At 72.0% G+C, this 25409-nt stretch carries 20 protein-coding genes; 8 read left to right on the top strand and 12 right to left on the bottom strand.

The features are described from left to right. Window positions 1-4: 4 nt before the first annotated feature. Window positions 5-3505 carry a DNA-directed RNA polymerase subunit beta gene (locus MJ607_RS10770; protein WP_243075593.1) on the bottom strand — a complete coding sequence of 1167 codons (3501 nt, stop codon included), beginning with the start codon at window positions 3503-3505 and terminating at the stop codon, window positions 5-7. 335 nt (window positions 3506-3840) lie between these two features. Here MJ607_RS10770 and MJ607_RS10765 point away from each other — a divergent pair, with 335 nt between their 5' ends. From MJ607_RS10765 to MJ607_RS10755, 3 genes are read left to right on the top strand one after another with little or no spacing between them, the layout of a single operon-like run. Then, window positions 3841-6462 carry a DUF4062 domain-containing protein gene (locus tag MJ607_RS10765; RefSeq protein WP_243075592.1) on the top strand — a complete coding sequence of 874 codons (2622 nt, stop codon included), beginning with the start codon at window positions 3841-3843 and terminating at the stop codon, window positions 6460-6462. Further along, complete coding sequence (locus MJ607_RS10760) at window positions 6456-9074, top strand: DUF4062 domain-containing protein (protein WP_243075591.1); 2619 nt, start codon at window positions 6456-6458, stop codon at window positions 9072-9074. The genes MJ607_RS10765 and MJ607_RS10760 overlap by 7 nt, the downstream gene beginning before the upstream one ends. Before the next feature lie 5 nt (window positions 9075-9079). Beyond that, window positions 9080-11698, top strand: coding sequence for a DUF4062 domain-containing protein (locus MJ607_RS10755; protein ID WP_243075590.1), 2619 nt, complete (start codon window positions 9080-9082; stop codon window positions 11696-11698). Between the two features lie 27 nt (window positions 11699-11725). Here MJ607_RS10755 and MJ607_RS10750 read toward each other — a convergent pair whose 3' ends face one another. Both MJ607_RS10750 and MJ607_RS10745 read right to left on the bottom strand, forming a co-directional pair. After that, a complete protein-coding gene (locus MJ607_RS10750; RefSeq protein WP_243075589.1) occupies window positions 11726-13318 on the bottom strand; it encodes an urea amidolyase family protein in 1593 nt (530 codons plus the stop codon). Beyond that, window positions 13312-14067: a 5-oxoprolinase subunit PxpA gene (locus MJ607_RS10745; RefSeq protein WP_243075588.1), complete on the bottom strand. Its 756-nt coding sequence runs from the start codon at window positions 14065-14067 to the stop codon at window positions 13312-13314. The genes MJ607_RS10750 and MJ607_RS10745 overlap by 7 nt, the downstream gene beginning before the upstream one ends. A 50-nt stretch (window positions 14068-14117) precedes the next feature. On the opposite strand from MJ607_RS10745, the gene MJ607_RS10740 reads away from it, so the two are divergent. From MJ607_RS10740 to MJ607_RS10730, 3 genes are all read left to right on the top strand, one after another. Further along, entirely contained in the window at window positions 14118-14984 is an 867-nt protein-coding gene (locus MJ607_RS10740) for a spermidine synthase (protein ID WP_243075587.1), read from the top strand. 118 nt (window positions 14985-15102) lie between these two features. Further along, window positions 15103-15627 (top strand): hypothetical protein, encoded by a 525-nt coding sequence (locus MJ607_RS10735; RefSeq protein WP_243075586.1) that lies wholly within the window; start codon window positions 15103-15105, stop codon window positions 15625-15627. Window positions 15628-15657: 30 nt separating this feature from the next. After that, entirely contained in the window at window positions 15658-16146 is a 489-nt protein-coding gene (locus MJ607_RS10730) for a SprT-like domain-containing protein (protein WP_243075585.1), read from the top strand. Window positions 16147-16161: 15 nt separating this feature from the next. Here the strand turns inward: MJ607_RS10730 and MJ607_RS10725 are convergent, their stop codons facing one another. Next, entirely contained in the window at window positions 16162-16776 is a 615-nt protein-coding gene (locus MJ607_RS10725) for a 2-phosphosulfolactate phosphatase (RefSeq protein WP_243075584.1), read from the bottom strand. 78 nt (window positions 16777-16854) lie between these two features. Between MJ607_RS10725 and MJ607_RS10720 the strand changes: the two genes are divergently transcribed. Then, entirely contained in the window at window positions 16855-17364 is a 510-nt protein-coding gene (locus tag MJ607_RS10720; RefSeq protein ID WP_243075583.1) for a hypothetical protein, read from the top strand. Window positions 17365-17545: 181 nt separating this feature from the next. On the opposite strand, the gene MJ607_RS10715 is transcribed toward MJ607_RS10720, so the two are convergent. Together MJ607_RS10715 and MJ607_RS10710 are read right to left on the bottom strand one after the other, a co-directional pair. Continuing rightward, complete coding sequence (locus MJ607_RS10715) at window positions 17546-18985, bottom strand: ABC transporter permease (RefSeq protein ID WP_243075773.1); 1440 nt, start codon at window positions 18983-18985, stop codon at window positions 17546-17548. A 23-nt stretch (window positions 18986-19008) separates the two neighbouring features. Further along, the gene (locus MJ607_RS10710; RefSeq protein ID WP_243075772.1) at window positions 19009-19800 is read right to left on the bottom strand and encodes an ABC transporter ATP-binding protein; all 792 of its coding nucleotides are present in this window, start codon (window positions 19798-19800) and stop codon (window positions 19009-19011) included. A 157-nt stretch (window positions 19801-19957) separates the two neighbouring features. Here MJ607_RS10710 and MJ607_RS10705 point away from each other — a divergent pair, with 157 nt between their 5' ends. After that, complete coding sequence (locus MJ607_RS10705) at window positions 19958-20644, top strand: hemerythrin domain-containing protein (protein WP_243075582.1); 687 nt, start codon at window positions 19958-19960, stop codon at window positions 20642-20644. Window positions 20645-20674: 30 nt separating this feature from the next. Here MJ607_RS10705 and MJ607_RS10700 read toward each other — a convergent pair whose 3' ends face one another. From MJ607_RS10700 to MJ607_RS10675, 6 genes are all read right to left on the bottom strand, one after another. Further along, on the bottom strand, window positions 20675-21316 hold the full coding sequence (locus MJ607_RS10700; RefSeq protein WP_243075581.1) for a response regulator transcription factor: 642 nt from the start codon (window positions 21314-21316) through the stop codon (window positions 20675-20677). Then, entirely contained in the window at window positions 21313-22464 is a 1152-nt protein-coding gene (locus MJ607_RS10695) for a sensor histidine kinase (RefSeq protein WP_243075580.1), read from the bottom strand. The genes MJ607_RS10700 and MJ607_RS10695 overlap by 4 nt, the downstream gene beginning before the upstream one ends. A 185-nt stretch (window positions 22465-22649) precedes the next feature. Further along, entirely contained in the window at window positions 22650-23510 is an 861-nt protein-coding gene (locus tag MJ607_RS10690) for a hypothetical protein (protein ID WP_243075579.1), read from the bottom strand. Next, window positions 23507-23860, bottom strand: a complete 354-nt coding sequence (locus MJ607_RS10685; protein ID WP_243075578.1) for a PadR family transcriptional regulator — start codon at window positions 23858-23860, stop codon at window positions 23507-23509. The genes MJ607_RS10690 and MJ607_RS10685 overlap by 4 nt, the downstream gene beginning before the upstream one ends. 75 nt (window positions 23861-23935) lie before the next feature. Continuing rightward, window positions 23936-24910, bottom strand: coding sequence for a diacylglycerol kinase family protein (locus tag MJ607_RS10680; protein WP_243075577.1), 975 nt, complete (start codon window positions 24908-24910; stop codon window positions 23936-23938). A 32-nt stretch (window positions 24911-24942) separates the two neighbouring features. Beyond that, window positions 24943-25401 carry an Lrp/AsnC family transcriptional regulator gene (locus MJ607_RS10675; RefSeq protein WP_243075576.1) on the bottom strand — a complete coding sequence of 153 codons (459 nt, stop codon included), beginning with the start codon at window positions 25399-25401 and terminating at the stop codon, window positions 24943-24945. Window positions 25402-25409 lie beyond the last annotated feature (8 nt).

Raw genomic sequence — 25409 nt, 5'->3', positions numbered from 1 at the left:
CGGGTCAGATCTCGTCGATCGACGAGGACTCGAAGCGGCTGGAGATGTTGATGCCGAGCTCTTCCGCAGCGCGGAAGGCGTCGTCGTCGGTGTCGCGGAGGTTGACCGGCGTGCCGTCGGCCGAGAGCACCTCGACGTTCAGGCAGAGCGACTGCATCTCCTTCATGAGGACCTTGAACGACTCCGGGATGCCGGGCTCCTGGATGTTCTCGCCCTTGACGATCGCCTCGTAGACCTTGACGCGGCCGAGGATGTCGTCGGACTTGATCGTGAGGAGCTCCTGGAGCGCGTACGCGGCGCCGTAGGCCTCGAGGGCCCACACCTCCATCTCACCGAAGCGCTGGCCACCGAACTGCGCCTTACCACCCAGCGGCTGCTGCGTGATCATCGAGTACGGGCCCGTCGAGCGTGCGTGGATCTTGTCGTCGACGAGGTGGTGCAGCTTCAGGATGTACATGTAGCCGACCGAGATCGGAGCCGGGAACGGCTCGCCGGAGCGGCCGTCGAACAGCTGCGTCTTGCCCGTCGAGTCGATCAGGCGCTCGCCGTCGCGGGTCGGGAGCGTCGAGTCGAGCAGACCCGCGATCTCGGCCTCGAAGGCACCGTCGAACACGGGGGTCGCGACCTTCGTGCCCGCGGGGGCCTCGAAAGCCTGCTGCGGCAGCTGGGCGGCCCACTCGGGGGTGCCCTCGACCTTCCAGCCCTGCTGGGCGATCCAGCCGAGGTGCAGCTCGAGGACCTGGCCGAAGTTCATTCGACCCGGGATGCCGAGCGGGTTCAGGATGACCTGGACCGGCGTGCCGTCCGCGAGGAACGGCATGTCCTCGACGGGCAGGATCTTCGCGATGACGCCCTTGTTGCCGTGACGACCGGCGAGCTTGTCACCCTCGGTGATCTTGCGCTTCTGGGCGATGTAGACCACGACGCGGCGGTTGACGCCCGAGCCGAGCTCGTCGTCGCCGTCCTCGGCGTTGAACTCCTTGACCGCGATGATCGTGCCCTGCTCGCCGTGGGGAACCTTGAGCGACGTGTCGCGCACCTCGCGGCTCTTCTCGTTGAAGATCGCGCGGAGCAGACGCTCTTCCGCCGACAGCTCGGTCTCGCCCTTGGGCGTGACCTTGCCGACGAGGATGTCGCCGGGGCGGACCTCGGCGCCGATGCGGATGATGCCGCGCTCGTCGAGGTCCTTCAGGAGGTCGGGGCTCACGTTGGGGAGGTCACGCGTGATCTCCTCCTTGCCGAGCTTCGTGTCGCGGGCGTCGACCTCGTACTCCTCGATGTGGATCGACGACAGCGTGTCGTCCTTCACGAGGTCCTGGCTGAGGATGATCGCGTCCTCGAAGTTGTGACCCTCCCACGTCATGAACGCGACGAGGAGGTTCTTGCCGAGCGCGAGCTCGCCGTTCTCGGTCGCCGGGCCGTCCGCGAGGACCTCGCCCTTCTCGACACGGTCGCCCGCCGAGACGATGACGCGCTGGTTGTACGACGTGCCCTGGTTGGAGCGGTCGAACTTGCGCAGGAAGTAGTCCTGCGTGCCGCCCTCGTCGAGCTGGACCGTCACGACATCCGCCGAGACCTCCAGGACGACGCCCGCCTTCTCGGCGGTCATGACGTCGCCGGCGTCGATCGCGGCGTAGCCCTCCATACCGGTGCCGACGACCGGCGACTCGGAGCGGAGGAGCGGAACGGCCTGGCGCTGCATGTTCGCACCCATGAGGGCGCGGTTGGCGTCGTCGTGCTCGAGGAAGGGGATGAGCGAGGTCGCGACCGACACCATCTGGCGCGGCGAGACGTCCATGTAGCCGATCTCCTCAGCGTGGAAGAGGTCGACCTCGCCACCCTGACCGCGACGGGCCAGCACGCGCTCGTTGGCGAACGAGCCGTCCGCCTTCAGCTCGACACCGGCCTGCGCGACGATGTAGTCGGCTTCCTCGGATGCGGTGAGGTAGTCGATCTGCTCCGACACCCGACCGTCGACGACCTTGCGGTAAGGCGTCTCGATGAATCCGAACGCGTTGATGCGCGCGAACGATGCGAGCGAGCCGATCAGGCCGATGTTCGGGCCTTCCGGCGTCTCGATCGGGCACATGCGGCCGTAGTGCGAGGGGTGGACGTCACGGACCTCGACGCCGGCGCGCTCACGCGACAGACCGCCGGGGCCGAGCGCCGACAGGCGGCGCTTGTGGGTCAGACCCGCGAGCGGGTTGTTCTGGTCCATGAACTGCGAGAGCTGCGACGTTCCGAAGAACTCCTTGATCGCCGCCACGACGGGACGCACGTTGATGAGCGTCTGGGGCGTGATCGCCTCGATGTCCTGCGTGGTCATGCGCTCGCGGACGACGCGCTCCATGCGGGACAGACCCGTGCGGACCTGGTTCTGGATGAGCTCGCCGACGGCGCGGATGCGACGGTTGCCGAAGTTGTCGATGTCGTCGACGTCGAGACGGATCTCGGCCGCCTCGCCGTTGCGCACGCCGTCAAAGACGGTGTCGCCGCGGTGCAGGCGGACGAGGTACTTGATCGTCGCGACGATGTCCTGGACGGTCAGCACCGAGTCGCTCAGGGGCGCGTCGAGGCCGAGCTTCTGGTTGATCTTGTAACGACCGACCTTCGCGAGGTCGTAGCGCTTGGAGTTGAAGTAGAAGTTGTCCAGCAGCGCGCGGGCGGCCTCGGCGGCGACCTGCTCGCCCGGACGGAGCTTGCGGTAGATGTCGCGGAGGGCGTCCTCCTTGGTGAGGATCGTGTCCTTGGACAGCGTCTCCTCGATCGACTCGTAGCCGGCGAACTCGGCGCGGATGTCCTCCGTCGTGAGGCCGAGGGCCTTGAGGAAGACGGTGACCGACTGCTTGCGCTTGCGGTCGATGCGCACGCCGACCTGGTCGCGCTTGTCGATCTCGAACTCGAGCCATGCGCCGCGGCTGGGGATGACGCGCGCCGAGACGATGTCCTTGTCGGACGTCTTGTCGGCGACGCGGTCGAAGTAGACGCCGGGCGAGCGCACGAGCTGCGAGACGACGACGCGCTCGGTGCCGTTGATGATGAACGTGCCCTTGTCGGTCTGGAGCGGGAAGTCGCCCATGAACACCGTCTGCGTCTTGATCTCACCGGTCTGGTGGTTCATGAACTCGGCCTCGACGTACAGCGGGGCGGCGTAGGTCTTGCCGCGCTCCTTGCACTCCTCGATCGAGTACTTCTCGGGCTCGAGGTAGGGGTTCGTGAACGAGAGCTGCATCGTCTCGCTGAGGTCCTCGATGGGCGAGATCTCCTCGAAGATCTCCTCGAGGCCGCTGATCTCGGGGACGTCGGTGCGGCCGACCGCGAGGGCCTCCTCGACGCGCGTCTTCCACGCGTCGTTGCCGACGAGCCAGTCGAACGACTCGGTCTGCAGCGCGAGAAGGTCGGGGACCTCCAGCGTGTCGGAGATCTTGGCGAACGAGAGGCGGGATGCTCCGCGACCGTTCTTCAGGGTGGTGGTGGGGTTGGATGCGTTGGGCGCAGCAGCCAAGGGGATTACCTCCGTGGGCCCCGGGGGGCACGTTTCCTTGTCGACAGGTGGAGTGCTCGGTCAAACCCCGAATCCTGCGCGCCGCTCGCCGCCTGACAGCACAGGGCTGTGAAGCGGGGGCACGCAGGGTTGCCGACCACCATATGAGGGCAGGGGGTATCCAAGAGCGCAACTACCTACTATATGTCTTCCGACGCGCCGTGTCCAGTGGGATTCTTGACGATGGGGGGATGCTGCGGTATAAACCGGTCCGAAGGGGTCCGGATCCGCCGGATTCCGCGGGAAAACGGATGCAGACGCATGACACGGGGGCCTCGGCGCGCCATGATGTGCTCATGACTGGGGCCCATCGGCCCGTGATCCGCACACCCGATCAGCGGATCCGGGTCTTCGTGAGTTCGACCCTGCGGGAACTGTCCGACGAGCGCCGCGCCGCCCGCACGGCCATCGAAAGCCTCCGCCTCGCACCGGTCATGTTCGAACTCGGCGCCCGCCCGCACCCACCCCGCGAGCTCTACCGCTCCTACCTCGAACAGAGCGACGTCTTCGTCGGCATCTACTGGGAGAGCTACGGCTGGGTCGCCCCCGACGAAGAAGTCTCCGGCCTCCAAGACGAATACGACCTCGCCCCCCGCGAGATGCCCAAACTCATCTACATCAAGGCATCCGACCACCGCGACGAACGCCTCAAAACCCTCATCGCCCGCATCCAAGCCGACGACACCGCCGCCTACCTCCCCTTCACCACCCCCGAAGAACTCCACGACCGCCTCACCGACGACCTCGCCACCCTCCTCGCAGAACGATTCGACAGCGCGCGGCGCGAGCTCGCCGAGGAGGCGACGCCGTCGCCCGCGGGCCCCGGTCACGTGCCCGCGCCGTACACGACGACGATCGGGCGCGAAGAGGATGTGCGCAACGTCCACGACCTGCTCGCGGCGGGCACCGACCGTGTCGTGAGCCTCATCGGCCCCGGCGGCATCGGAAAGAGCCGCCTCGCGATCGAGGTCGCGCGCGCGAGCGCCTCCCTCTTCCCCGACGGCGTGACGTTCGTCCTGCTCGAGGGCGTCCTCGAGCAGGGACTCCTGCTCCCGACGATCGCCTACTCGCTCGGGGTGCGCGACATCGGCGACGCCGACCTCGAGGAGCGAATCGCGCGCGCCCTCGACGGCAAGCGCGTGCTCATCATCCTCGACAACTTCGAGCAGATCGTGGACTCCGCGGCCGAGCTCGTGCGCCTGTACTCGGCGGCACCGCTTGCGACCTTCCTCGTGACCAGTCGCGTCGTCCTGCGCATCCGAGGCGAGCGAGTCTACGAGGTCGACGCCCTCACGACGCCGGCCGGGAGCGACCCCGCGACGCTGCACCGCGCCCAGCGGTCCTCGGCCGTCGCACTGTTCGTCGACCGCGCGCGCGCCGTGCGGCCGGACTTCGAGCTCACCGACGCGAACGTCGCGGACGTCGTGAGCATCTGCCGACGCCTCGAGGGCCTGCCGCTCGCCATCGAGCTCGCCGCCGCGAAGGTGCGCGCACTGCCGCCCTCCGCGATCGACGCGCGGCTCGAGCGCAGCCTGCCGCTGCTGACGGCGCCCTCGCGCGACCTGCCCGAGCGGCACCGCACGATGCGCGCCGCGATCGACTGGAGCATGAGCCTGCTGCCCGATGTGCAGCGCGACATGCTCGAAGACCTCGGCGTCTTCGCCACCCGCTTCACGCTCGACGCCGTCGAGGCCGTCAGCACGGGACGCTCGTGGGAGGGGCAGGTCCTCGACGCGCTCGGCGGGCTCGTGGACGCCTCTCTCGTCAAGCAGATCGACGTCGGAGGCCGCTCGACCTTCTCGCTCCTGTCGATCGTGCGCGAGTACGCGATCGCGCGTCTCAAGGCGCGGGGCGAGGCCGACGCGATGCGCCGCGCGCACGCCGACTACTACGCCGACCTCGTCAGCCGCGCGACTCCGGATCTGCGCGGTGCCCGCCAGCCCGACACCGTGCGGATGCTGGGCCTCGAGCTGTCCAATCTGCGCGCCGCCGTCCGCCACCTCGTCTTCACCGACCGCCTCGACGACGCGGGCGACTACGCGTGGAACCTCTTCGTCTACTGGTGGATCTCGGGCTTCTTCAGCGAAGTGCGCGTGTGGATGCTCGAGCTGCTGGGGAAGCAGCATCCCATCTCCACCCGGACGAAGGCCATCGCCGTCTTCTTCACGGTGTGGGGCGAGATGTGGCGCCGGCCCTCGCGCCAGGTGATCGAGGGGCTCGGCGAGGCCGCCGACCTCTTCCGCGCGAGCGGAGACGAGCAGGCCGCCGCGATGGCGCTCGCGGCCCGTGGGAGCACGCGCATGCGCTTCCCCGACCTCGACATGGCGGCGGCGCAGGCCGATCTGCAGGAGGCGCGCGACGCGCTGCACGACCTCGGGGACTGGTGGACCGAGGCCCTCGCCGACGTGGGGCTCGGGCTGCTCGCGCTCGCACGCACGGCGCTGCCCGAGGCGATCGACCACTTCGACCGCGCCGCCGCCATCGCGACCGAGAAGCAGGATGCCTTCATGAGCGTCGTCGCGGGCAACAACGTCGCACGCATGCGCCTCATCACGGGCGACCCCGAAGCGGCGGGACCGGCCTACCGGAGGGCGCTCGAGCTCGCGGCGCAGCTGCACTACGACGAGGGCGCGCAGTACGCCCTCGAGGGCATGAGCGCGATCGCCGCGATCCAGGGCGACGCGTGGCGCGCGGGCGCCCTCGCCGCCGCGACCGAGTCCATCCGGCAGCGCATCGGCGTGTTCGACGTCGAGGGGTTCGCCGCCAACGCGCAGGCGCTCGCGGCGATCCGCGAGACCGACGCCGAGGTGCTCGCGGCGGGCGAGCAGGCCGGCGCCGACATGAGCCTCGCCGAGGCGTTCGCGATCGCTCTGCCGGACGCCGACGAGTCGTTCCAGCGGACGCTCGCTCCATGGTGAGCGGCATCCGCACACCCGATCAGCGGATCCGGGTCTTCGTGAGTTCGACCCTGCGGGAACTGTCCGACGAGCGCCGCGCCGCCCGCACGGCCATCGAAAGCCTCCGCCTCGCACCGGTCATGTTCGAACTCGGCGCCCGCCCGCACCCACCCCGCGAGCTCTACCGCTCCTACCTCGAACAGAGCGACGTCTTCGTCGGCATCTACTGGGAGAGCTACGGCTGGGTCGCCCCCGACGAAGAAGTCTCCGGCCTCCAAGACGAATACGACCTCGCCCCCCGCGAGATGCCCAAACTCATCTACATCAAGGCATCCGACCACCGCGACGAACGCCTCAAAACCCTCATCGCCCGCATCCAAGCCGACGACACCGCCGCCTACCTCCCCTTCACCACCCCCGAAGAACTCCACGACCGCCTCACCGACGACCTCGCCACCCTCCTCGCCGAACGATTCGACGAGTCCCGCACGGGGCCCGCGGAGGAGCACGACCACGCCGAGGCGGCGGAGCCTGCAACGGGCCGCGTGCCCGTGCCGTACTCGGCGACGATCGGACGCGAGGACGACCTCGCGGCCGTGCGGGCGCTCCTCTCGGCGAGCCACCGGGTCGTGAGTCTCATCGGTCCCGGGGGGATCGGCAAGAGCCGCCTCGCTATCGAGACCGCGCGGTCGAGCGAGGACCTCTTCCCCGACGGCATCTACTTCGTCCCGCTCGAGAACGTCCTCGAGCCGCGGCTGCTGCTCACGACGATCGCCTACTTCCTCGGCATCCGCGACACGGGCGAGGCCGCGATCGAGGAGCGGATCGCGCACGCCCTGGGCGGCAGGCGCGTGCTCATCGTCCTCGACAACTTCGAGCAGATCGTGGATGCCGCTCCCCTGCTGATCCGGCTGTACGACCTCGCGCCCCTCGCGACGTTCCTCATCACGAGCCGCATCGTGCTGCGCATCCGGGGCGAGCAGGTGTACGACGTGACGGCGCTCAAGACGCCCGACGAGAGCGCGGGGGCGAGCGTCGAACGCGTCGGCCGTTCGACGGCGTGCGTGCTGTTCGTGGACCGCGCGACGGCGGCGAAGCCCGGATTCGAGCTCGGCGACGAGAACGCCGCGGCGATCGCCGACATCTGCCGCCGGCTCGAGGGCCTGCCCCTCGCAATCGAGCTCGCCGCCGCGAAGGTGCGCCTGCTCCCGCCGCAGGCGATCGCCGAGCGACTCGAGCAGACGCTGCCCATGCTGACGGCCGCGGCGCGCGACCTGCCCGAGCGGCACCGCACGATGCGCGCGACGATCGACTGGAGCGTGAGCCTGCTGCCGGCCGAGCAGCGGGATCTGCTCGAGGATCTCGGCGTCTTCGCGCGGCGGTTCACCCTCGAGGCCGCCGAGGCGATCGGCATCGATCGCACGTGGGAGGGCCAGGCCGTCGAGGCGCTGTCGGCGCTCGTGGACGGCTCCCTCGTCAAGGCGACCGAGGTCGACGGCCGATCCGTGTACTCGCTGCTCGCGACGGTGCGGGAGTACGCGCTGGACCGGCTCGAGGCGCGCGGCGACGTCGATCTCATGCGCACGGCGCACGCCGACTATTACGGATCCCTCACGGCGCGCGTCGCTCCGCACCTCGGCGGTGCGGGGCAGGCCGACGCCGTCGCCGAGCTGGGGCTCGATCTGCCGAACCTCCGGGCGGCCGTGCGGCATCTCGTGCACTCCGACCGGCTCGACGACGCAGCGGACTTCGCCTGGCGCCTCCTCATCTACTGGTGGATCGCGGGCTTCTTCGGCGAGGTGCGCGTCTGGATGCTCGAACTCCTCGACAAGCAGACCGTCATCTCGCAGCACACGCGCGCCGTCGCGTGGTTCTTCGCGCTGTGGGGCGAGATGTGGCAGCGTCCGAGCGAGCAGGTCGTCGCGGGCCTCGGCGAGTGCGTCCGTCTCTTCGCCGAGAGCGGCGACGACGACGCGTCGGCGATGGCCCTCGCCGCCCGTGCGACAGCCCGTGTGCAGTTCTCGATCGACGACATCGAGAAGGCGGAGGGCGAGCTGACCGAGGCCGTCGAGCGCCTGCGCGATCTCGGCAACCGCTGGGCGGAGGCGATCACGCTCGTCTCGCTCGCGCGCATCGCGTGGGTGCGCGGCGATCGCACTCGGGCGCTCGAGCGGTTCGGCGAGGCGAGGGAGGTCGCCCGCGCGAGCGGCGACATCTTCACGAGCTCCATCGCCGGCAACCAGCGCGCGCGGCTGGACTTCCTGCGCGGCGAGATCGAGACCGCCGAGACAGGGTTCGTCGAGTCGCTGCACCTGTCGCTCGCACTCCACTACGAGGAGGGCGTCGCGTACGGCCTCGAGGGCGTCTGCGTCGTCGCCGCCGTCCGCGGCGACACGTGGCGCGCGAGTGCCCTGTCGGCGGCCGCAGGGTCGATCCGGCACCGGATCGGCGTCTTCGACGCCGAGGCGTTCACGGTGCACACTCCCTACCTCGCGCAGCTGCGCGAGCGCGACCCCGATGCCTTCGACGCGGGCGAGCGCGCGGGCGCCGAGCTCTCGATCGCCGAGGCCGTCGCCCTCGCGCTCCCGGATGCCGGTGATCCCGTCCTGCGGGAGACCCTGCGCAGGTGGTGACCACGGTGACCATTCGCACTCCCGATCAGCGGCTCAGGGTCTTCGTCTCCTCGACCCTGCGCGAGCTCGAGGCCGAGCGGATCGCCGCTCGCGGGGCGATCGAGCGGCTGCGGCTCGCTCCCGTCATGTTCGAGCTCGGGGCTCGGCCGCATCCGCCGCGCGAGCTCTACCGCGCGTACCTCGCGCAGAGCGACGTCTTCGTCGGCATCTACGGCGAGCGCTACGGATGGGTCGCACCGGGCGAGGACATCTCGGGCCTGGAGGACGAGTACCGCCTCGCGCCGACGGAGCTGCCCAAGCTCATCTATCTCAAGGAGCCGGCCGACCGCGACGAACGGCTGCGCGATCTCATCGGGCGGATCCAGGCCGACGACACAGCGTCGTACAAGTCGTTCTCGACGGCGGACGAGCTCGCGCAGCTGATCGAGGCAGACCTCGCGACGCTGCTCGCCGAGCGCTTCGACGCCGCCCGTCCCGCCGCCGCGGACGCCGGCCAGCCGTCCCTCCCGCCCCCGCGCCTGCCGGTGGCTTACACGCCGCTCATCGGTCGGGAGCGCGAAGTGGACGAGGTCCTCGCGCTGCTCGCGGCGCCCGGCACGCGCCTCGTGACCCTGCTCGGCCCCGGCGGCATCGGCAAGAGCAGGCTCTCGCTCGCCGTCGCAGCCGCGGCATCCGGATCCTTCCCCGACGGCGCCGTCTTCGTCCCGCTCGAGAACGTCCTCGAGCCGGCTCTGCTGCTCCCGACGATCGGCTACGCCCTCGGCGTGCGCGACACGGGCGAGCACCCGCTCGCGGACCGCCTCGCGATCGCGCTGGAGGGACGCCGGATCCTGCTCGTGCTCGACAACTTCGAGCAGCTCGTCGACGCGGCGCCGATCCTGGTCGAGCTCTACACGATCGCGCCGGAGGCCGTCCTGCTCGTCACGAGCAGGATCCTGCTGCGGATCCGCGGCGAACGCGTCTTCGAGGTGCCTCCGCTCGCGTCGCATGACGCGGCATCGCCCGAGTCCGTCTCGCGGGCGCTCGCCTCGCCCGCCGTCGAGCTGTTCGTCGAGCGGGCGCACGCGGTCAGACCGGAGTTCGCCGTCACGGAGGCGAACGCGGCAGCCGTCGTCGGGATCTGCCGCGCGCTCGAGGGAGTTCCACTCGCGATCGAGCTCGCCGCCGCCCGGATGCGGGTGCTCACGCCGGCCGCGATCCTCGAGCGCCTCGACCACCAGCTGCCGCTCCTCGTCGAGTCCTCGCGCGATCTGCCCGAGCGCCAGCGGACCCTGCGGTCGACGATCGAGTGGTCGACGGGACTGCTGACGGCGTCGGAGCGCCGCATGCTGCACGACCTCTCGGTGTTCTCACTCGGGTTCACGCTCGACTCCGTCGAGGCGCTCGGGATGCGTCGCGAGTGGGACTTCGAGGCGTTCGACGCCCTCGAGACCCTCGTCGATTCGTCGCTCGTCGACCGCGAGGACGTCGACGGCGAGGCCGTGTTCTCGATGCTCGCGACCGTGCGCGAGTACGGCATCGAGCGTCTGCGCGAATCCGGTGACGAGCTCGCGGCGCGAGCCGCGCACGCCGAGGTGTTCGCCGACCTCGCGCGCCGCATGGAGCACGGTCTCGGCACGGGCCGGCAGATCGAGTCCGTCGCGCGGCTCAATCTCGAGCGCGGCAACCTGCGCGCCGCCGTGCGGCATCTCGTCGCGGTGGGAGACGCCGACCTCGCGACGGAGGTCGCGTGGCGGCTTTACCTCTACTGGTGGGTGGGCGGCTACCTCATGGAGGTCGCCACGTGGATGGAAGAGCTCCTCGCGGCCATGGGGCCCGGCACGTCTCCGCACGCGACAGCGATCGCGGAGTTCTACATCGGCTGGAGGGACAGCTGGAACGCCCCGACGCACGCCGTGCCGGAGCGGCTCGTGCGCTGCGCGGCGCTGTTCGACAGCGCGCACGACGACCTCGGGGTCGCGATGTCGCTCGCGACCGCGGGGCTCGCCGAGGTCAACACCCCGGACCCCGACTTCGCCGCCGCATCCGAGTGGCTGACGGCAGGCGCCGCACGCTTCAGCCGCACGGGGGCGGGATGGGGCGAATCGCTGGGGCTCGTCGCGCTCGGCCGCCTCGCGGTGCTCCGCAACGACGGACCCGCGGGCATGGAGTTCTTCCGGCGCGCCGTCGTCGCCGCCGCGAACAGCGGGGATCAGTTCGCGAGCACTGTCGCGACGCACCATCTCGCGCGCATGATCCTCTTCGCGGGCGAGGTCGACGAGCCGGAGCGGATGTTCCGCTGGGCGATCGAGGGGTCGATCCGGCTGCGGCACGAGGAGGGCATCGCGTACGGCCTCGAAGGGCTCTGCGCGATCGCCGCGCTGCGCGGACAGGTCGAGCGCGCGGGGGTGCTGTGCGGCGCGGCCGCGGCGATGCGCAAGCGCGTCGCGACCTTCGACATCCCGAACTTCGTCTATCACACGAGGTATGTCGACGCCCTCGTGACGGCCGCAGACGACGATCCCGTGGAGGCCGCCGAGATCGGCGCGCGCCTGCGCGCCGCCGAGGCCCGCGGCGCCGAGTACGGGGCCTTCGAGGCGGCCGACTACGCGCTCGCGGGACCGATCGGCTCGGACGGCCCCTGAGCGCGCGCCCCCTCCTCGCATGCGCCGTCAGTTCGCGCGGGCATGCCGGAAGCGGATGCGGGTGCCCGGCCGCGCCTGCGCGATCGCGTCGAGCGCGGCATCCGTCACGACCGCGATGACGGGGTAGCCGCCCGTCACGGGGCCGTCCATGAGGAGGATCGTCGGCCGACCGGTCGGCGGCACCTGCAGCGCGCCGACGGCCATCCCCTCGCTCGGAAGCTCGCCGTGCCGGACGCGCTCGAGGACGGGTCCGTCCAGTCGCACACCGACGCGGTCGGCATCGTTCGTGACGGTCCAGACGGACTCGTAGAGGTCGACGAGAGCGGATGCCGCGAACCAGTCGGCACGCGGGCCCGGCGCGAGCTCCACGACGAGATCGGCGTCGTCGGGCGCCCCCCACGGCGCGATGCCGGCGACGGGGACGGGACCGGATGCCTCGTCCCGCACGGCGACGGCGTCGCCCGCGTGCAGCGGCGCGGGCCCGAGGCCTGCGAGCAGATCCGTCGCACGCGATCCGAGCACGGCGCGTCCGCCGAGCCCGCCCCGGATCGCGAGGAAGCCGCGCGCGCCGTGCGCGAACCAGTCGACGCGCAGCTCTGCGCCCGCGGCCCACGGATGCGCCTCGTACGGATCGACCTGCCGCCCGTCCAGAAGGATCGGCCCCCACGCGCCCGTCACGGCGAACCAGAGGTCGCCCTGGGCGACGGCGCGGAGTCCGCCCATCGTGATCTCGATTCCCGCGGCATGCTCGAGGTTGCCGACGAGCCGGTTCGCGGTGCGCAGGGCACCGCGATCGAGCGCACCCGAGAGCGCGACGCCGAGGGATGCCGCACCGGGCCGCCCGAGGTCCTGGATCGTCGCGAGCAGGCCCGGCTCGATGATCCGGATGCTCCGCTGGGCCGCCTCGGCCGCGTCCTCCCCCACGGTCGCCGAGCCTGCCGAGGCGTCGCCCCCGGTCCCCGACGCCCCCGCGGTCGCGGGCCCGGTGGCGCGCGGAACGAAGCGCACGCGCGCGCCGGGGGTCAGGAGCGCGGGGGCCGCGGCATCCGGATCGAAGAGCGCAGCCGAGGTCGTGCCGATGAGCCGCCAGCCTCCCGGGGTCTCGCGGGGATACGCGCCCGCGAACCCCGCGGCGAGGCCGATCGCCCCGGCCGGCACGCGCGTACGCGGGCTTGCGAGGCGCGGCACGTCGAAGGTCCACGCGGGGCTCACGAGGTACGCGAAGCCCGGCGCGAAGCCCGTGAAGGCGACAGTCCACTCCGCCGCGGCGTGCCGCTCCGCGAGCTCGCCCGGTCCGATGGCCAGCAGGCCGGCGGTGGAGGCGAGGTCGGGCCCGTCGTAGGCGACGTCGAGCTCGACGACCGGGGCGTCGGCCGGCACGGGGGCTGCGGCATCCGTCTCCCTGGCCGCGCGGTCGATCCACGACCGCGCCGCCGCGAGGGTGAGGGCGCTCGGGTCGACGTGCACGAGCACGGTCCGCGCAGCGGGAACGAGGTCGATGACCCCCTCGACGCGCGAGGCGGCGAGCGCCGCGTGCAGCGCCAGCACGTCGTCGAGCGAGCCGACCTCCGCGAGGACCGCGCGATCCCCCATCGGCAGCAGACGCGTCGCGATCACCACGGCGCCCGCACCTCGATGCCTTCGGCGTCGAGCGCGGCGCGGACGGCGCGCGCCATCGCGACGGCCGCGGGCGAGTCGCCGTGCAGGCAGAGGGAGGCGGCGTCGGCGGCGACATCCGTCCCGTCGACGGCGTCGACCCGCCCCTCGCGCGCGAGGCGCACGGCACGCGCAGCGACGGCGGCGGGGTCGTCGAGCAGGGCTCCGGGCTCACCGCGCGGCACGAGCGATCCGTCCGCGCGGTAGCCGCGGTCGAGGAAAGCCTCGCGCACGAACGGCAGGCCCGCCGCGTGCGCCGCCCCGGCGATGGCCCCGTCGAGACCGAGGATCGGCAGCGCGCGGCCGAGGCTCTGCGCGAGGTCGGCGACGGCCCCCGCGACGGCGTCGGCCTCCGCGCGGTCGAGGGTCACGGCGTGGTACAGCGCGCCGTGCGGCTTGACGTACCAGATGCGCGCGCCCGCCGCGACGAGCCCCGCGAGCTGCTCGGCGACCGAGGCGCGCAGCTCGTCCGGCGCGATCGCGATGCGCGTGCGGCCGAACCGGGCCCGGTCGGGGTACGAAGGATGGGCTCCGACGGCGACGCCGAAGCGGGCCGCTCGCGCGACGGCGTCACGCATCGACGCGGCATCGCCGGCATGCCCGCCGCACGCGACGCTCGCGCTCGAGATCACGGCGAACATCGCCTCGTCGTCGGCCGTCGGCGCTCCGTCGACGGTCTCGCCGAGGTCGGCGTTGAGGTCGATCGTGGCCATGTGCCCACGGTAGCCCCGTCGCATCACGCGCGTCGGGCTAGCGTGGACGCATGGCCCGAGCGCGACGAGAACCCGCTGACGAGCCGCAGGCGCGCCTCGGCGACGGCACGATCGCGCGGATCTCACCCTCCGCCTTCACGTCCGGCTTCGAGCTCGTCGTCGACGGCACGCCGCAGTCGCACGTCGACCTCGACGATCCGACGCACCTGCATTTCGAGTACGTCGCGCGCATGGGGGCGGTCATCGATCAGCTCCGGATGCCGCGCCAGCCCCTCACCGCCGTGCACCTCGGCGCGGGAGCGCTGACGATCCCGCGGTACGTCGAGGCGACCCGTCCGGGGTCCAGGCAGCAGGTCATCGAGCTCGAGCCGGCGCTCGTCGACCTCGTGCGCGAGCATCTGCCGCTTCCGCGCGGAGCCGCCGTGCGCGTGCGCATCGGCGACGCCCGCGAGGGGCTCGGGCGGCTCCCCGCGGGGCTGACGGGCGCCGTGGATCTGCTCGTGTCCGACGTCTACTCCGGCGCCCAGACGCCCGCCCACCTCACGACCATCGAGTTCTACACAGCGGCCGCCCACCTGCTCGCCCCGGAGGGCGTGCTGCTCGTCAACGTCGCCGACGGCGCGGGCCTCGCGTTCGCGCGCCGCCAGGTCGCGACGGTGCGGGCCGTCCTCCCGCACGTCGTCGTGCTCGCCGAGGTGCAGACGCTCAAGGGCCGCCGGTTCGGCAATCTCGTCATCGCGGCTTCGGGTGCCCCGCTTCCCACCGAATGGCTGCCCCGTCTCATGGCCGCGGGGCCCCACCCGGCCAAGGTCTCGCAGGGCGCCGAGCTCGACGAGTTCGTGCGCGGAGCCCGACCCGCGACCGACGCCGACGCGACGCCGTCGCCCAAGCCCGCGGCATCCCTCTTCGAACGCTGACGCGCCCCGAAGACGAAGACGACGATTCCGGATGCCGCGACCCGGCGTGCCGACTCCCGCGCCTCGCCACCGGCAGGGCACACTGGAACGCGAGCCGGTCCGCGGAGAGGAGTCGACGGTGAGCTACATCCACGGTTACGACGCCGAGACGCTGCGGGAGCAGATCGATCCCCGCCAGTGCAAGGAGCGACTCGACGAGATCGGCGAGCAGCGCAGCCTCACGGCGCTGCTCGAGCGCGTGTGGCTGCTGAAGGTGCTCGACCGACTCGACGACTCGCTCGTGCTCTCGGAGGAGTCGGTGCGCCTCGCGCGCATGGCGGGCACCCGCAAGGACCTCCTGCGCGCCCGCATCCTGCATGCCTCGGTCATGCACCAGCGCGGCGCCTTCGCGGCCGCCGAGCAGGAGCTCACGACCTGCGCGGAAGAGGCCGAGGGCCAGGGCTGGGGAGCCATCGCGGCCTTCGCGTATCAGCATCGCGGCAAGGTGCATTACGAGGTCGAGGACTTCGATGCGGCCCGCACCGACTTCAAGCGCGCACTCTTCCTGCGCCAGGACTCGGGCGCAACCGACGATCAGCTCGAGGCGGCCCTCCTTGCGATCGACGCCGCCGACCGTCGCCGCGCGCGATCGGTCGCGAGCTGACTGTCGCACGTCTGTTCTAATCTCACCGGCATGTCGGAACTGCAGCGTGTGCGACGGTGGGCCGAGGCCCTCATCGCGACCCACCTCGACGATTCATGGACCTTCGCGTTCGACAACGCGAAGCGCCGGGCGGGCCTGTGCGACTACACGCGCAAGCGCATATCCGTGTCGCGCTACCTGACGGCGCGCTACGACGACGACACGAATCATCAGACGCTCCTGCACGAGGTCGCGCATGCGCTCGCGGGTCCGGATGCCGCGCACGGCCCCCGCTGGAAGACGGTGGCCCGCGACCTGGGCTATGTCGGCGGCGTGACGCACCGCGGCGAGACCGCGACCGACCTCGCCCCCTGGGTCGGCGTGTGCCCCGCGGGGCACACCGCGTACCGGCACCGCAAGCCGTCGCGGGCGACGTCGTGCGTCAAATGCGCTCCGCGGTTCGACGCGCGGCACCTCTTCACGTGGGAGCGGCGCGAGATCACCCCCGCGACGCGCCTCGCCGCGATGACCCCCCGCTGACCCTCAGCGCAGGCGTCAGGCGGCGGTGAAGGCTCCGTGCCGCAGGACCGGCACCGCGGTCGAGGCGTCGACCGCGGCCGCGGCGTGCAGGAGGTCGACGCGGCCTTGGAGCGCCCGGCCCGAGCCGCTCGCCGTGAGCAGGTGGCGGGTCGCGCGGCGGAGGCCGCGGAACGACTCGCCCGTGACGGCGGCCTCGGGCGACGAGTGGTCGATCCCGCGGTCCGAGAGTGCGTCGATGACGGCTCCCGCCCCCAGGAGATCCTCGACCGCGAAGCGGGTTCCGCCCTCGGCAGGCTTGCCCGCCGCGATCACCGCGACGCTGGCTCGCGCGGCGCGGCGCTCCTGCGCGGCGAGCACTTCCGCCGCGACGGCGCCCGCGTTGCGGAGCCCTCCGACCACCACGACGGCACCGGACTGCGCGGCCGCCTCGACCAGCGCGGCGGCCGCGGGAGCGGCATCCGTCGCCGTCTGCTCGCCCTTCTCGACCGCCTCGATCGCCGCCGCCGAGAGCCCCAGCACGTCGACGAGCACGACGACATCGGCATGAGCGAGGCGCGCGAGTCCGTCGACGCCCCAGTCGAAGCGCACCTGGTACGTGGACTGGTCGAAGGGCGAGGACGTCTCGGGCATCCCGACAGCCTAGGCGAGCGCGCTGTCAAGCCCCGCCCCCGCATCCGCCGGGAGGCGGGCGCGGTGCAAGACTGGGGCATGCGCGTTCTGCTGAAGCTCGTGATCGACTGTGACGCGGATGCCGCGTGGCGGGCCGTCCACTCGCCCCGCGCCGTTGCGGAGCTCTACGGACCGCTGCTCGACCTCGATCCGCTCGTGCCCGGTTCCCTTCCGACGTCGTGGCAGCCGGGCGACGACGTCCCCGTGCAATTGAGCGCCCTGGGCATCGTGCCCATGGGGCGGCAGCTCATCCACATGAGCGAGTGGTTCGCCAAGGGGCCGCAGGGTCCTGTGCGGGTGTTCCGCGACAGCGGCATCCCGCTCACGGGCCCGCTCGCGAGTCTCGATGTGTGGGACCACCAGATGGCGATCTCGCCCGCCCCGGGTGATCCCGGCAAGACGCTGTGGCGCGACCGGCTCGTCATCGGAGGCCCGACGGCGCCCGCCCTCTGGCCTCTCCTGTGGGGAGTGTGGCAGTGGCGCGGCGCGCGCATCCGGGCACTCGCCCCGACATGGGCGCACGACGTCGAGCCGGCCGACCCCGCCTGATCCAGGCTGACCCGACCTGATCCCGTCGGGTTGCCGGAAGACACGGCAGCTCGACGATCGCTTGCGCGGACGAGTGGCACGTCGACGCGGAGCGACTGCGAGAGGGAGGGATGCCGCGGCCGAAGCCGGGCCGCGGCATCCCGAATCGCACGCGCACCGCCCCGAGCGGCGCGCGTGCCGTCTACTCGGCGAGCGCCTCGACCGGCGCGACGCGCGTCGCGAGCCGCGTCGGGACGACCGCCGCGACGAGGGTGAGCACGGCGGTCGCGATCACGACGACCACGACAGGCCAGAACGGCACGGCGGGCCACACGAACGTCGGCGAGTGCGTCGTGGCGGTCGGGTCCATCGGGACCGATCCGAGGAGGGACTGCGCACCCGCCCAGCCGTACGCGATGCCGAGCACGAGCCCCGTCGCGAGGGCCGCGATCGTGATGTGCGCGGCCTCGAGCAGCACGACGCGACGCACCTGGGCGTTGGCGAGGCCGAGAGCCCGCAGGAGCCCGAGCTCGCGCCGGCGCTGCACGACGCCGAGGGTCAGCAGGTTGACGAGCCCCACGCCCGCGATGACGGCGGACACCGCGACGAGCCCGATCATGATCGCCGAGAACGAGTCGATGACCGCCGCCATCTCCCCCGGCAGCTCGCCGCCCGCCGCCTTCGCGAGCACGGCTTTGACCGACTCGAGCGCGACGGCGAACATCGTGACGAGCGTCACTCCCATGACGACCCCGATGGCCATGCGGCTCGAGCGCTCGGGATATCGCAGCGCATTCTCGGCGGCGAGACGCGCGGGCGCCGACGTGCCGAAGGCGCGGCCCACGAGCCGGAGGACGGGCGGCATGACGATCGTCGCGCCGAGCGCGAGCCCCGTGAACGACAGGATGCCGCCCATGAACGCGACGAGCACCCCCAGCGGCGTGAAGAGCCCCGCGAAGATGCCGAGCGCGAGCAGTCCGCCGCCGATCGCGAACAGCGCGATCGCGGCGGCGTTGCGCGCGCTGCGGCGGACGAGCGTCTCGCGCGAGGCCTCGACGGACCCGCCGAGCGCCTGCAGCGGCGTCACGCTCAGAACGCGCCGCGAGCCCGCCCACGCGGCGGCCCACGTCGTGAGCGCCACGACGGCGGCCGGGATCAGCAGCGCAGGCTGAACGACGGCGTACGAGACGCCCTGCAGGTCGAGCAGCTCGATCGTGAGCCACACGCCGACCGCGGCGAGGATCGTGCCGGCGATGAGGCCGAGGAACGCGCCGACGACTCCGACGAGAAGTCCCTGACGGGCGACCTCGCCGCGCTGCGCTCGTGCTGACGCACCGATGAGTCGCAGGAGGGCGATCTGCCGCGTGCGCCCCGCGACGACGGTCGCGAAGGTGTTGGCCGTCACGATCGACGCGACGTACACCGCGACGCCGACCAGCAGCACCGTCATGATGCTGAGCACGGCGGCCAGGGTCTCGCTGTCGCCGATGTACGGGTCGGCCGACAGCATCGCCGCGATGAACCCCGTCGCCGAGATGAGCACGACGCCGAAGGCGCTCGACAGCGCAGCGACGAGGACGCTCGCCCCCATGCCCCGTTCGCGGAGCCACGCGAGCGGGACGGCGGCCGCTGCCCGCGGCATCCCGATGTCTGCTGTGGCGGTGCTCACGCCGAAACCTCCGAGGCTTCGATCCCCGCGGCGCCGAGCTCGGCCGCGAGCATGAACGCCGAGATCTCCTCGGCGCTCTGGCGCGGCTTGTCTGCCGTGATGCGGCCATCCCCGAGGAAGATGACCCGGTCGGCGTGGCTCGCTGCGATGGGATCGTGCGTCACCATCGCGATCGACTGGCCGTGCGTGCGGCTCGCGGTCTGCAGCAGGCCGAGCACTTCGCGGCCCGATCGCGAGTCGAGGTTGCCCGTCGGCTCGTCGGCGAAGACCAGGTCGGGCGCCGTCGCGAGGGCGCGGGCGATCGCGACGCGCTGCTGCTGGCCGCCCGACAGTTGGTGCGGGCGGTGCCGCAGGCGCGCCCCGAGCCCCAGGGTCTCGACGAGCCCGTCGACGCGGGCGCGCTCGAGCGCCGTGGGGCGGCGACCGTCGAGGTCGAACGGCAGCAGGATGTTGCCGATCGCGTCGAGCGTCGGCACGAGGTTGAACGCTTGGAAGACGAACCCGACGCGGCGGCGCCGCAGGATCGTCAGCTCGAGGTCGCTGAGGCCCGTGATCTCGGTGTCGCCGATCCAGGCGCGACCGCTCGTCGGCGCGTCGAGGCCCGCCATGATGTGCATGAGCGTCGACTTGCCCGAGCCCGAGGGTCCCATGATCGCGGTGAACTCGCCGCGGCGGACGCCGACGGTCACGGCGTCGAGCGCCGTCACGCCGCCTTCGCCGGTGCCGTAGGTCTTGGTCAGCTGCTGCACCCGGGCGGCCAGGCCCAGGTCGGTGGAGGAGATGTGCATGCCTTCGACGGTACGAACGGCGGCCGGCTCGGCGCGTCGGCCGGGAGAGGCATCCGTGTACATCGGAAGGATGATGTGTGCGTCCATGACGGCACGCGGCCTTCCGCCTGTCGGCGGACGGCGATAGCGTCGGCGCGAACCCGACGAAGGAGCCCCCATGCCCGCGACACCTCTGCCGCCCAGCGGCGACGTCCCGAAGGCGAAGACGTGCGACGCGAGCGGCATGGCCGAGATCCATCGCATGTACAAGGCGGGGTTCGGCGAGGCCCCGCGGCTCGTGCGCGGCGTGGCACCGGGCGACACGGCTCACGCCGCCGTCGTCGCGGAGCAGCTCGACCTGCTGTCGGTCGCGCTGCACGCCCACCACGAGGGCGAGGACGCGCGCCTGTGGGGGCCGCTCGCCGAGCGCGCACCCGCGTGCGCCGTGCACGTCGAGCGCATGAAGGAGCAGCACGCGCAGCTGCTCGTGCACCTCTCGGCGATGGACGGGGCGCTTCCCGCGTGGCGAGGGTCGGCGACGGCGACGGATGCCGCTCCCCTGCTGACCGCCGTCGACGGGGTCAACGCGGCGCTGGCGATGCACCTGCCGGATGAGGAGACGAACATCGTGCCGGTCATGGAGACCGTCATCACGCAGCGCGAGGTCGAGTGGTTCTCGGAGCACGGGCGCAAGTCGACGCCGAAGGGCCAGACGTGGAACTCGCTCGGGCTCATCCTCGCGTCGCAGCCCGACGGCGGCGATGCGTGGATGCGCAAGAGCCTGCCCGGTCCGGTCCGCCTGCTGTGGCGCTGGGTCGGCAAGCCGCGCTACGCGAAGCACCGCGCGGCCCTCGAAGGCCGCTGACCCGCGCCGGACCTGGCCGTGCGCGGCCCGTCAGGCGAGGCCGTGCTCGAAGGCGAAGACGACGAGCTGCACGCGGTCGCGCAGGGCGAGCTTCGTGAGGATGCGGCTGATGTGGGTCTTCACGGTCGCCTCCGAGAGGAACTCCCGCGCCGCGATCTCGGCGTTCGAGAGCCCGCGCGCGGCGAGCGCGAAGATCTCGCGCTCGCGCTCCGTCAGGTCACGGAAGGCGGGCGGGACTGGCCGGGGAGCAGCATCCGTGAATCTCTCGAACAGCTCGCGAGTCGCGGATGCCGCGATGACGGCCGATCCCCCGTGCACCGTGCGGATCGCCGCGAGCAGGAACTCGGGGTCGGCGTCCTTCAGCAGGAATCCGCTCGCGCCCTGCCGGATCGCGCGCGCGGCGGACTCGTCGAGGTCGAACGTGGTGAGCATGACGATGCGCGGCGGATCGGCGTCGCGCAGCAGCTCGGCGGTCGCGGCGAGGCCGTCGAGGACGGGCATGCGGATGTCCATGAGCACGACGTCGGGTGCCGTGGCGCGCACGACCGTGATCGCCTCCCGCCCGTCGGCGGCCTCGCCGACGACCTGGAGGTCGGGCTGCGAGTCGACGAGCATCCGGATGCCGGCGCGGAACAGCGCCTGGTCGTCGACGAGCACGACCCGGATCGTCATGCCGTCGCCCCGATCGGGATCACCGAGCGCACGACGAACACGCCGTCCGCTGCCTCGGCCGTGAGCGAGCCGCCCGCGAGCTGCGCCCGCTCGCGCATGCCGATGACGCCGTGGCCTGCGCCGGGAGCGGCATCCGTCCCCATCGCGTTGCGGACCGAGAGCTCGACGCGATCGGCGAGCCAGGCGAGCCGCACCTCGACGGCTCCCCCGTCGCCGTGGCGGAGGGCGTTCGTGAGGGCTTCCTGCAGGATGCGGTAGACCGCGAGCTGGGCCGCGGCGGGCGGGCCGCCGGGCGGCGCGGGGTCGACGTCGACGCGCAGGTCGACACCGGCCGCGCGCACCTGCGCGTAGAGGCCCTCGAGATCGGCGAGCGTCGGCTGAGGCCCGTCGCCCTGACTATGGCGCAGCTGCGTCAGCAGCAGGCGGACATCGGCGAGCGCCGAGCGCGCCGTCGCCGAGATGGTCTCGAGGGCGGCGGGGACGGCCGCAGGATCGGCGGCCGAGGCGTACCGCGCCCCGTCGGCCTGCGCGATGACGACCGTGAGCGAGTGCGCCACGACGTCGTGCATGTCGCGGGCGATGCGCACGCGCTCCTGCTCCGCGACGGTCACCTGCTCGGCGCGCTGCTGCGCCGCGCGGTTCTCGCGGGCGCGTATGGCGGTGCGCACGAGGGCTCCGACGGTCCAGGCGAGCAGGAGGGCGAACAGTGCCGCGATGAGGACGGCCGCCGCCGTCGTGATCGTCGACCAGTCGAGACCCGTCACGACGACGGGGCCCGCGAACAGGTAGAGCGTGATGACGCCGGCGCCGACGATCGCGGACGAGAACCCGAGCCAGAAGACGAGACGTGAGCCGTAGGCGGCCGTCGCGAAGAGCACCGCGAAGATCGCGAGATCGACGGGGCCGGGGTTTCGCCCGAAGCCCATCTGCACGATCGCGCCGACCCACGCGATGCCCAGCGACAGGCCCGGCGACAGTCGCCGCACCGCCAGCGCGCCCGCGAAGAGCACGGTGATGAGCGCCGTGCCGAGGGCGTTCGTGTCGGCGGTGACCGCGAGGCTCAGCTCGACCGGCGCCACGATGAGCGCGAACAGCCCCGCGAGGACGACGTCGACGACGATCTGGTACGGCTTGAGCGGGCGGAACACCGTTTCACGCTACGGGAGAGCGGATGCCGCGGCATCCGTCCCGCGATGTATCCGCATCCGCCGCAGGGCGTACGCGGGTCCGGGATGCCGTGCCGAGCGGCATCCCGGACCGCGGCCGGCACGTGCGGGGTCGCGGCGGGAGCCGCGGCCGTGCCGGGTCGGGGAGCGGGGCGAGGCCCCGCAGGTCAGGCGACGAGGGACGGGGTGCTGCGCGTCTGCTCCGTGCGCGGCGCGCGCGCCCGAGTGACGACGAGCAGAGCGGTGCCGCCCACGGCGCATGCGAGCGCCAGAGCCATGAAGAACGGCTGCGGGTTCGACATTGCAGGACTCGCGCCGATCGCGGGGGCGACTGCGGCGACCCCGAGCAGCAGTGCACCGAGGACGGCGCCGGCACGCGGCAGGAAGCCCGTCGCACTGAGCCGTACGAGCTGGATGATCGCGCCGACGGCGATCGCGATGCCGAACGCCACGAGCGGCGGGGCCCACCAGGCGACGACGGTGACCAGACCCATCGGCGCGATCAGTGCCGCGCTCGTGCGCGGAGCCTTGTAGCTGCACGCGATGCCCGCGATGAGCACGGACATGTAGGCGAAGCATTGCGCCGCCGAGCCCGGGAGGGGCCCGTAGTCGGCGGTGAGGTTGTCGATGCCTGCGCCGAGGAAGATCGCGGCGAGCACGGCGGCTCCGGCGACCCACCACCAGCGCGACAGGGTGTGATCGAGGGGGTTCACGGGGATGGCCTTTCGTTCGGCCTGCAGACCCCGCATGGTCAGGCGTTGTGTTCGTACCCACAGCAGATCGTGCGGCACACCGCCGACGACCCGCGATGCGATCGAAACGGCCGCGGCCATCGGCCGCGCCCCTCTCTGTCGCGCATCGGCCCGCTGCTCCCACAGATCGGATTCGATCTCGGCACGGCGACGCTCGGACGCCTCCGCACCCACGAATCCGGAGTACCAGCGGACCCAGCCGCGGGCGATCGACGCGGCAGCCTCGGCCGCCCGCTCGTCCCGGACTGTCGTTCCCGGACCCCGCTGCGCGTTCACAGCGCCTCCCAGGCGGCGCGCCCGAGGGGAGCGCCGCGCGAGTTCTCGGCCCGGTGCGCGGCGAGGGCGAGCTGGCCCGTCCCCGTCACGCGGTAGAGGCGCCGGCGTGGACGGCCCTCCGCCTCGCCGGCGGCGGCATCCTCCCAATCGCTCTCGAGCAGGCCCGCTTGCTCGAGCCGGCCGAGCGCCTTGTACAGGGTGCCGTGCGCCGTGAGCGTCGTCCCTTCGCCCGCGAGCACCTTCGCGAGCGCGAAGCCGTGGAAGCTGTCTTCGCCGCTGCGCCGCATCTGGAGCGCGGCGTCGAGGATCTCGGCCTCCAGCGGCACGAGGGTTCCGGCACGACGTCTCATGCGAAAATTATTGGGCAGATATCTTCCTATTGTCAAGAGGGTGCCTCTGACCGGCCCGAAAGCGAGGATCGAGACTCAGTCCGCCGGCGGTGGGGCGTAGACCCGCACGGCATCCGGGACGACGCGGACGCGCAGCGTGTAGCCCTCCGGAGCCTGCTCCTCGAGCTCGCCGTCGTGCACGTACACCGAGACGGCGTCGGCCGCGGGACGCACCCGGACCTCGAAGTCGGTCGCCACGATGCGCTCGACATCCGAGTCGGGGGGCATGATGCGGACGGCCCGCAGCACCGCCGTCGTCTTTCGCCCGAAGGCGAGCGAGGCGAGGGCCCGCAGGCGCGTCCCGCGCGCGTGATGGAGGCGGATGTCGAGCACGTCGTCATCGAACGTCTGACGCTGCATCATCGCGACCTGGCCCGGGACGTTCGAGCCCACACTCACGAAGGCGGACCACACCTTCGCGCGGCGACCGTCGCGGACGATGACCGTCGGCGCCGCTGCCCGCAGCGCGCGCCATGCCGCGACGACACCGCCGATCCACTTGCCGAGATCGTCGCGCCGCTCCTCGCGCTCCGCGACCACCTGCGCATAGGTGCCGAACGAGACCGCGTTGAGGGCGAGGGCAGGCTCGCCGCCGTCGGCGGTGACCTCGGCCACCGTGACCGAGACGCCCGTGCCCGCCGCGAGCGCGTCGATCGCGGCGTCGACGCTGTCGACCCCGATGGCGCGGGCGAAGTGATTGAAGGTGCCGCCGGGAAGCGCGAGCAGCGGAAGCCCGTGGTGCCGGGCGAGCTGCGCCATGCGGGCTACCGAGCCGTCCCCGCCGAGCACGCCCAGCACTGTCGGCGGCTCCGAGCCGGCGAGCGCGGCCTCGACGACCTCGGCGAGCTCCTCCCCCTCGGCCAGCTCGTGCACTGTCGCGTCGGGAAGCCGCTCGGCGATGACGTCGGTCGGATCGCGACGCAGCACGTCCGCGCCCGAGGCGGGGTTGCGGACGATGAGCAGGCCGGCGCCGGTGGGTCGCGGCTGCAGCAGGATCTCCGGCGTCGCCATGGCCCGAGCGTACCCGCGGCACCGCGGGGCGGTCAGCCTCCGTCGGGGGCGGGCGCGATCGGCCGGCTCTCGTAGAAGGTCTGCAGGACGACGGTCGTCCGCGTGTTGACGGATGCCGCAGACCGGATGTCGCGGATCAGCGCCTCGAGATCACGCGGCGATGCGACCCGCACGAAGAGCATGTAGCTCGCGTCGCCGGCGATGGAGTGGCACGCCTCGATCGCGGCGAGGTGCTCGAGCAGCTCGGGCGCGTTGTCGGGCTGACCGGGGTCCAGCGGCGTGATCTCGATGAACGCCGACAGCGGACGGCCGACGGCCTCGGCGTCGAGCACCGCCCGGTAGCCGACGATGATCCCCTGCGTCTCGAGCCGGCGCACGCGCGCCTGCGTCGCCGAGACGGAGAGCCCCGCGACCTCCGAAAGCCGCGCGAGCGTCGCCCTTCCGTCGCGGGCGAGCTCGAGCGTGATGGCCTGGTCGACAGCATCCTCCATACATGGAA

The sequence above is a fragment of the Microbacterium sp. SS28 genome, from assembly GCF_022761035.1.
Taxonomy (GTDB): Bacteria; Actinomycetota; Actinomycetes; order Actinomycetales; family Microbacteriaceae; genus Microbacterium.
The sequence above is the reverse complement of the archived record's forward strand: the minus strand, read 5'-3'. Positions and strand labels throughout refer to the sequence as shown.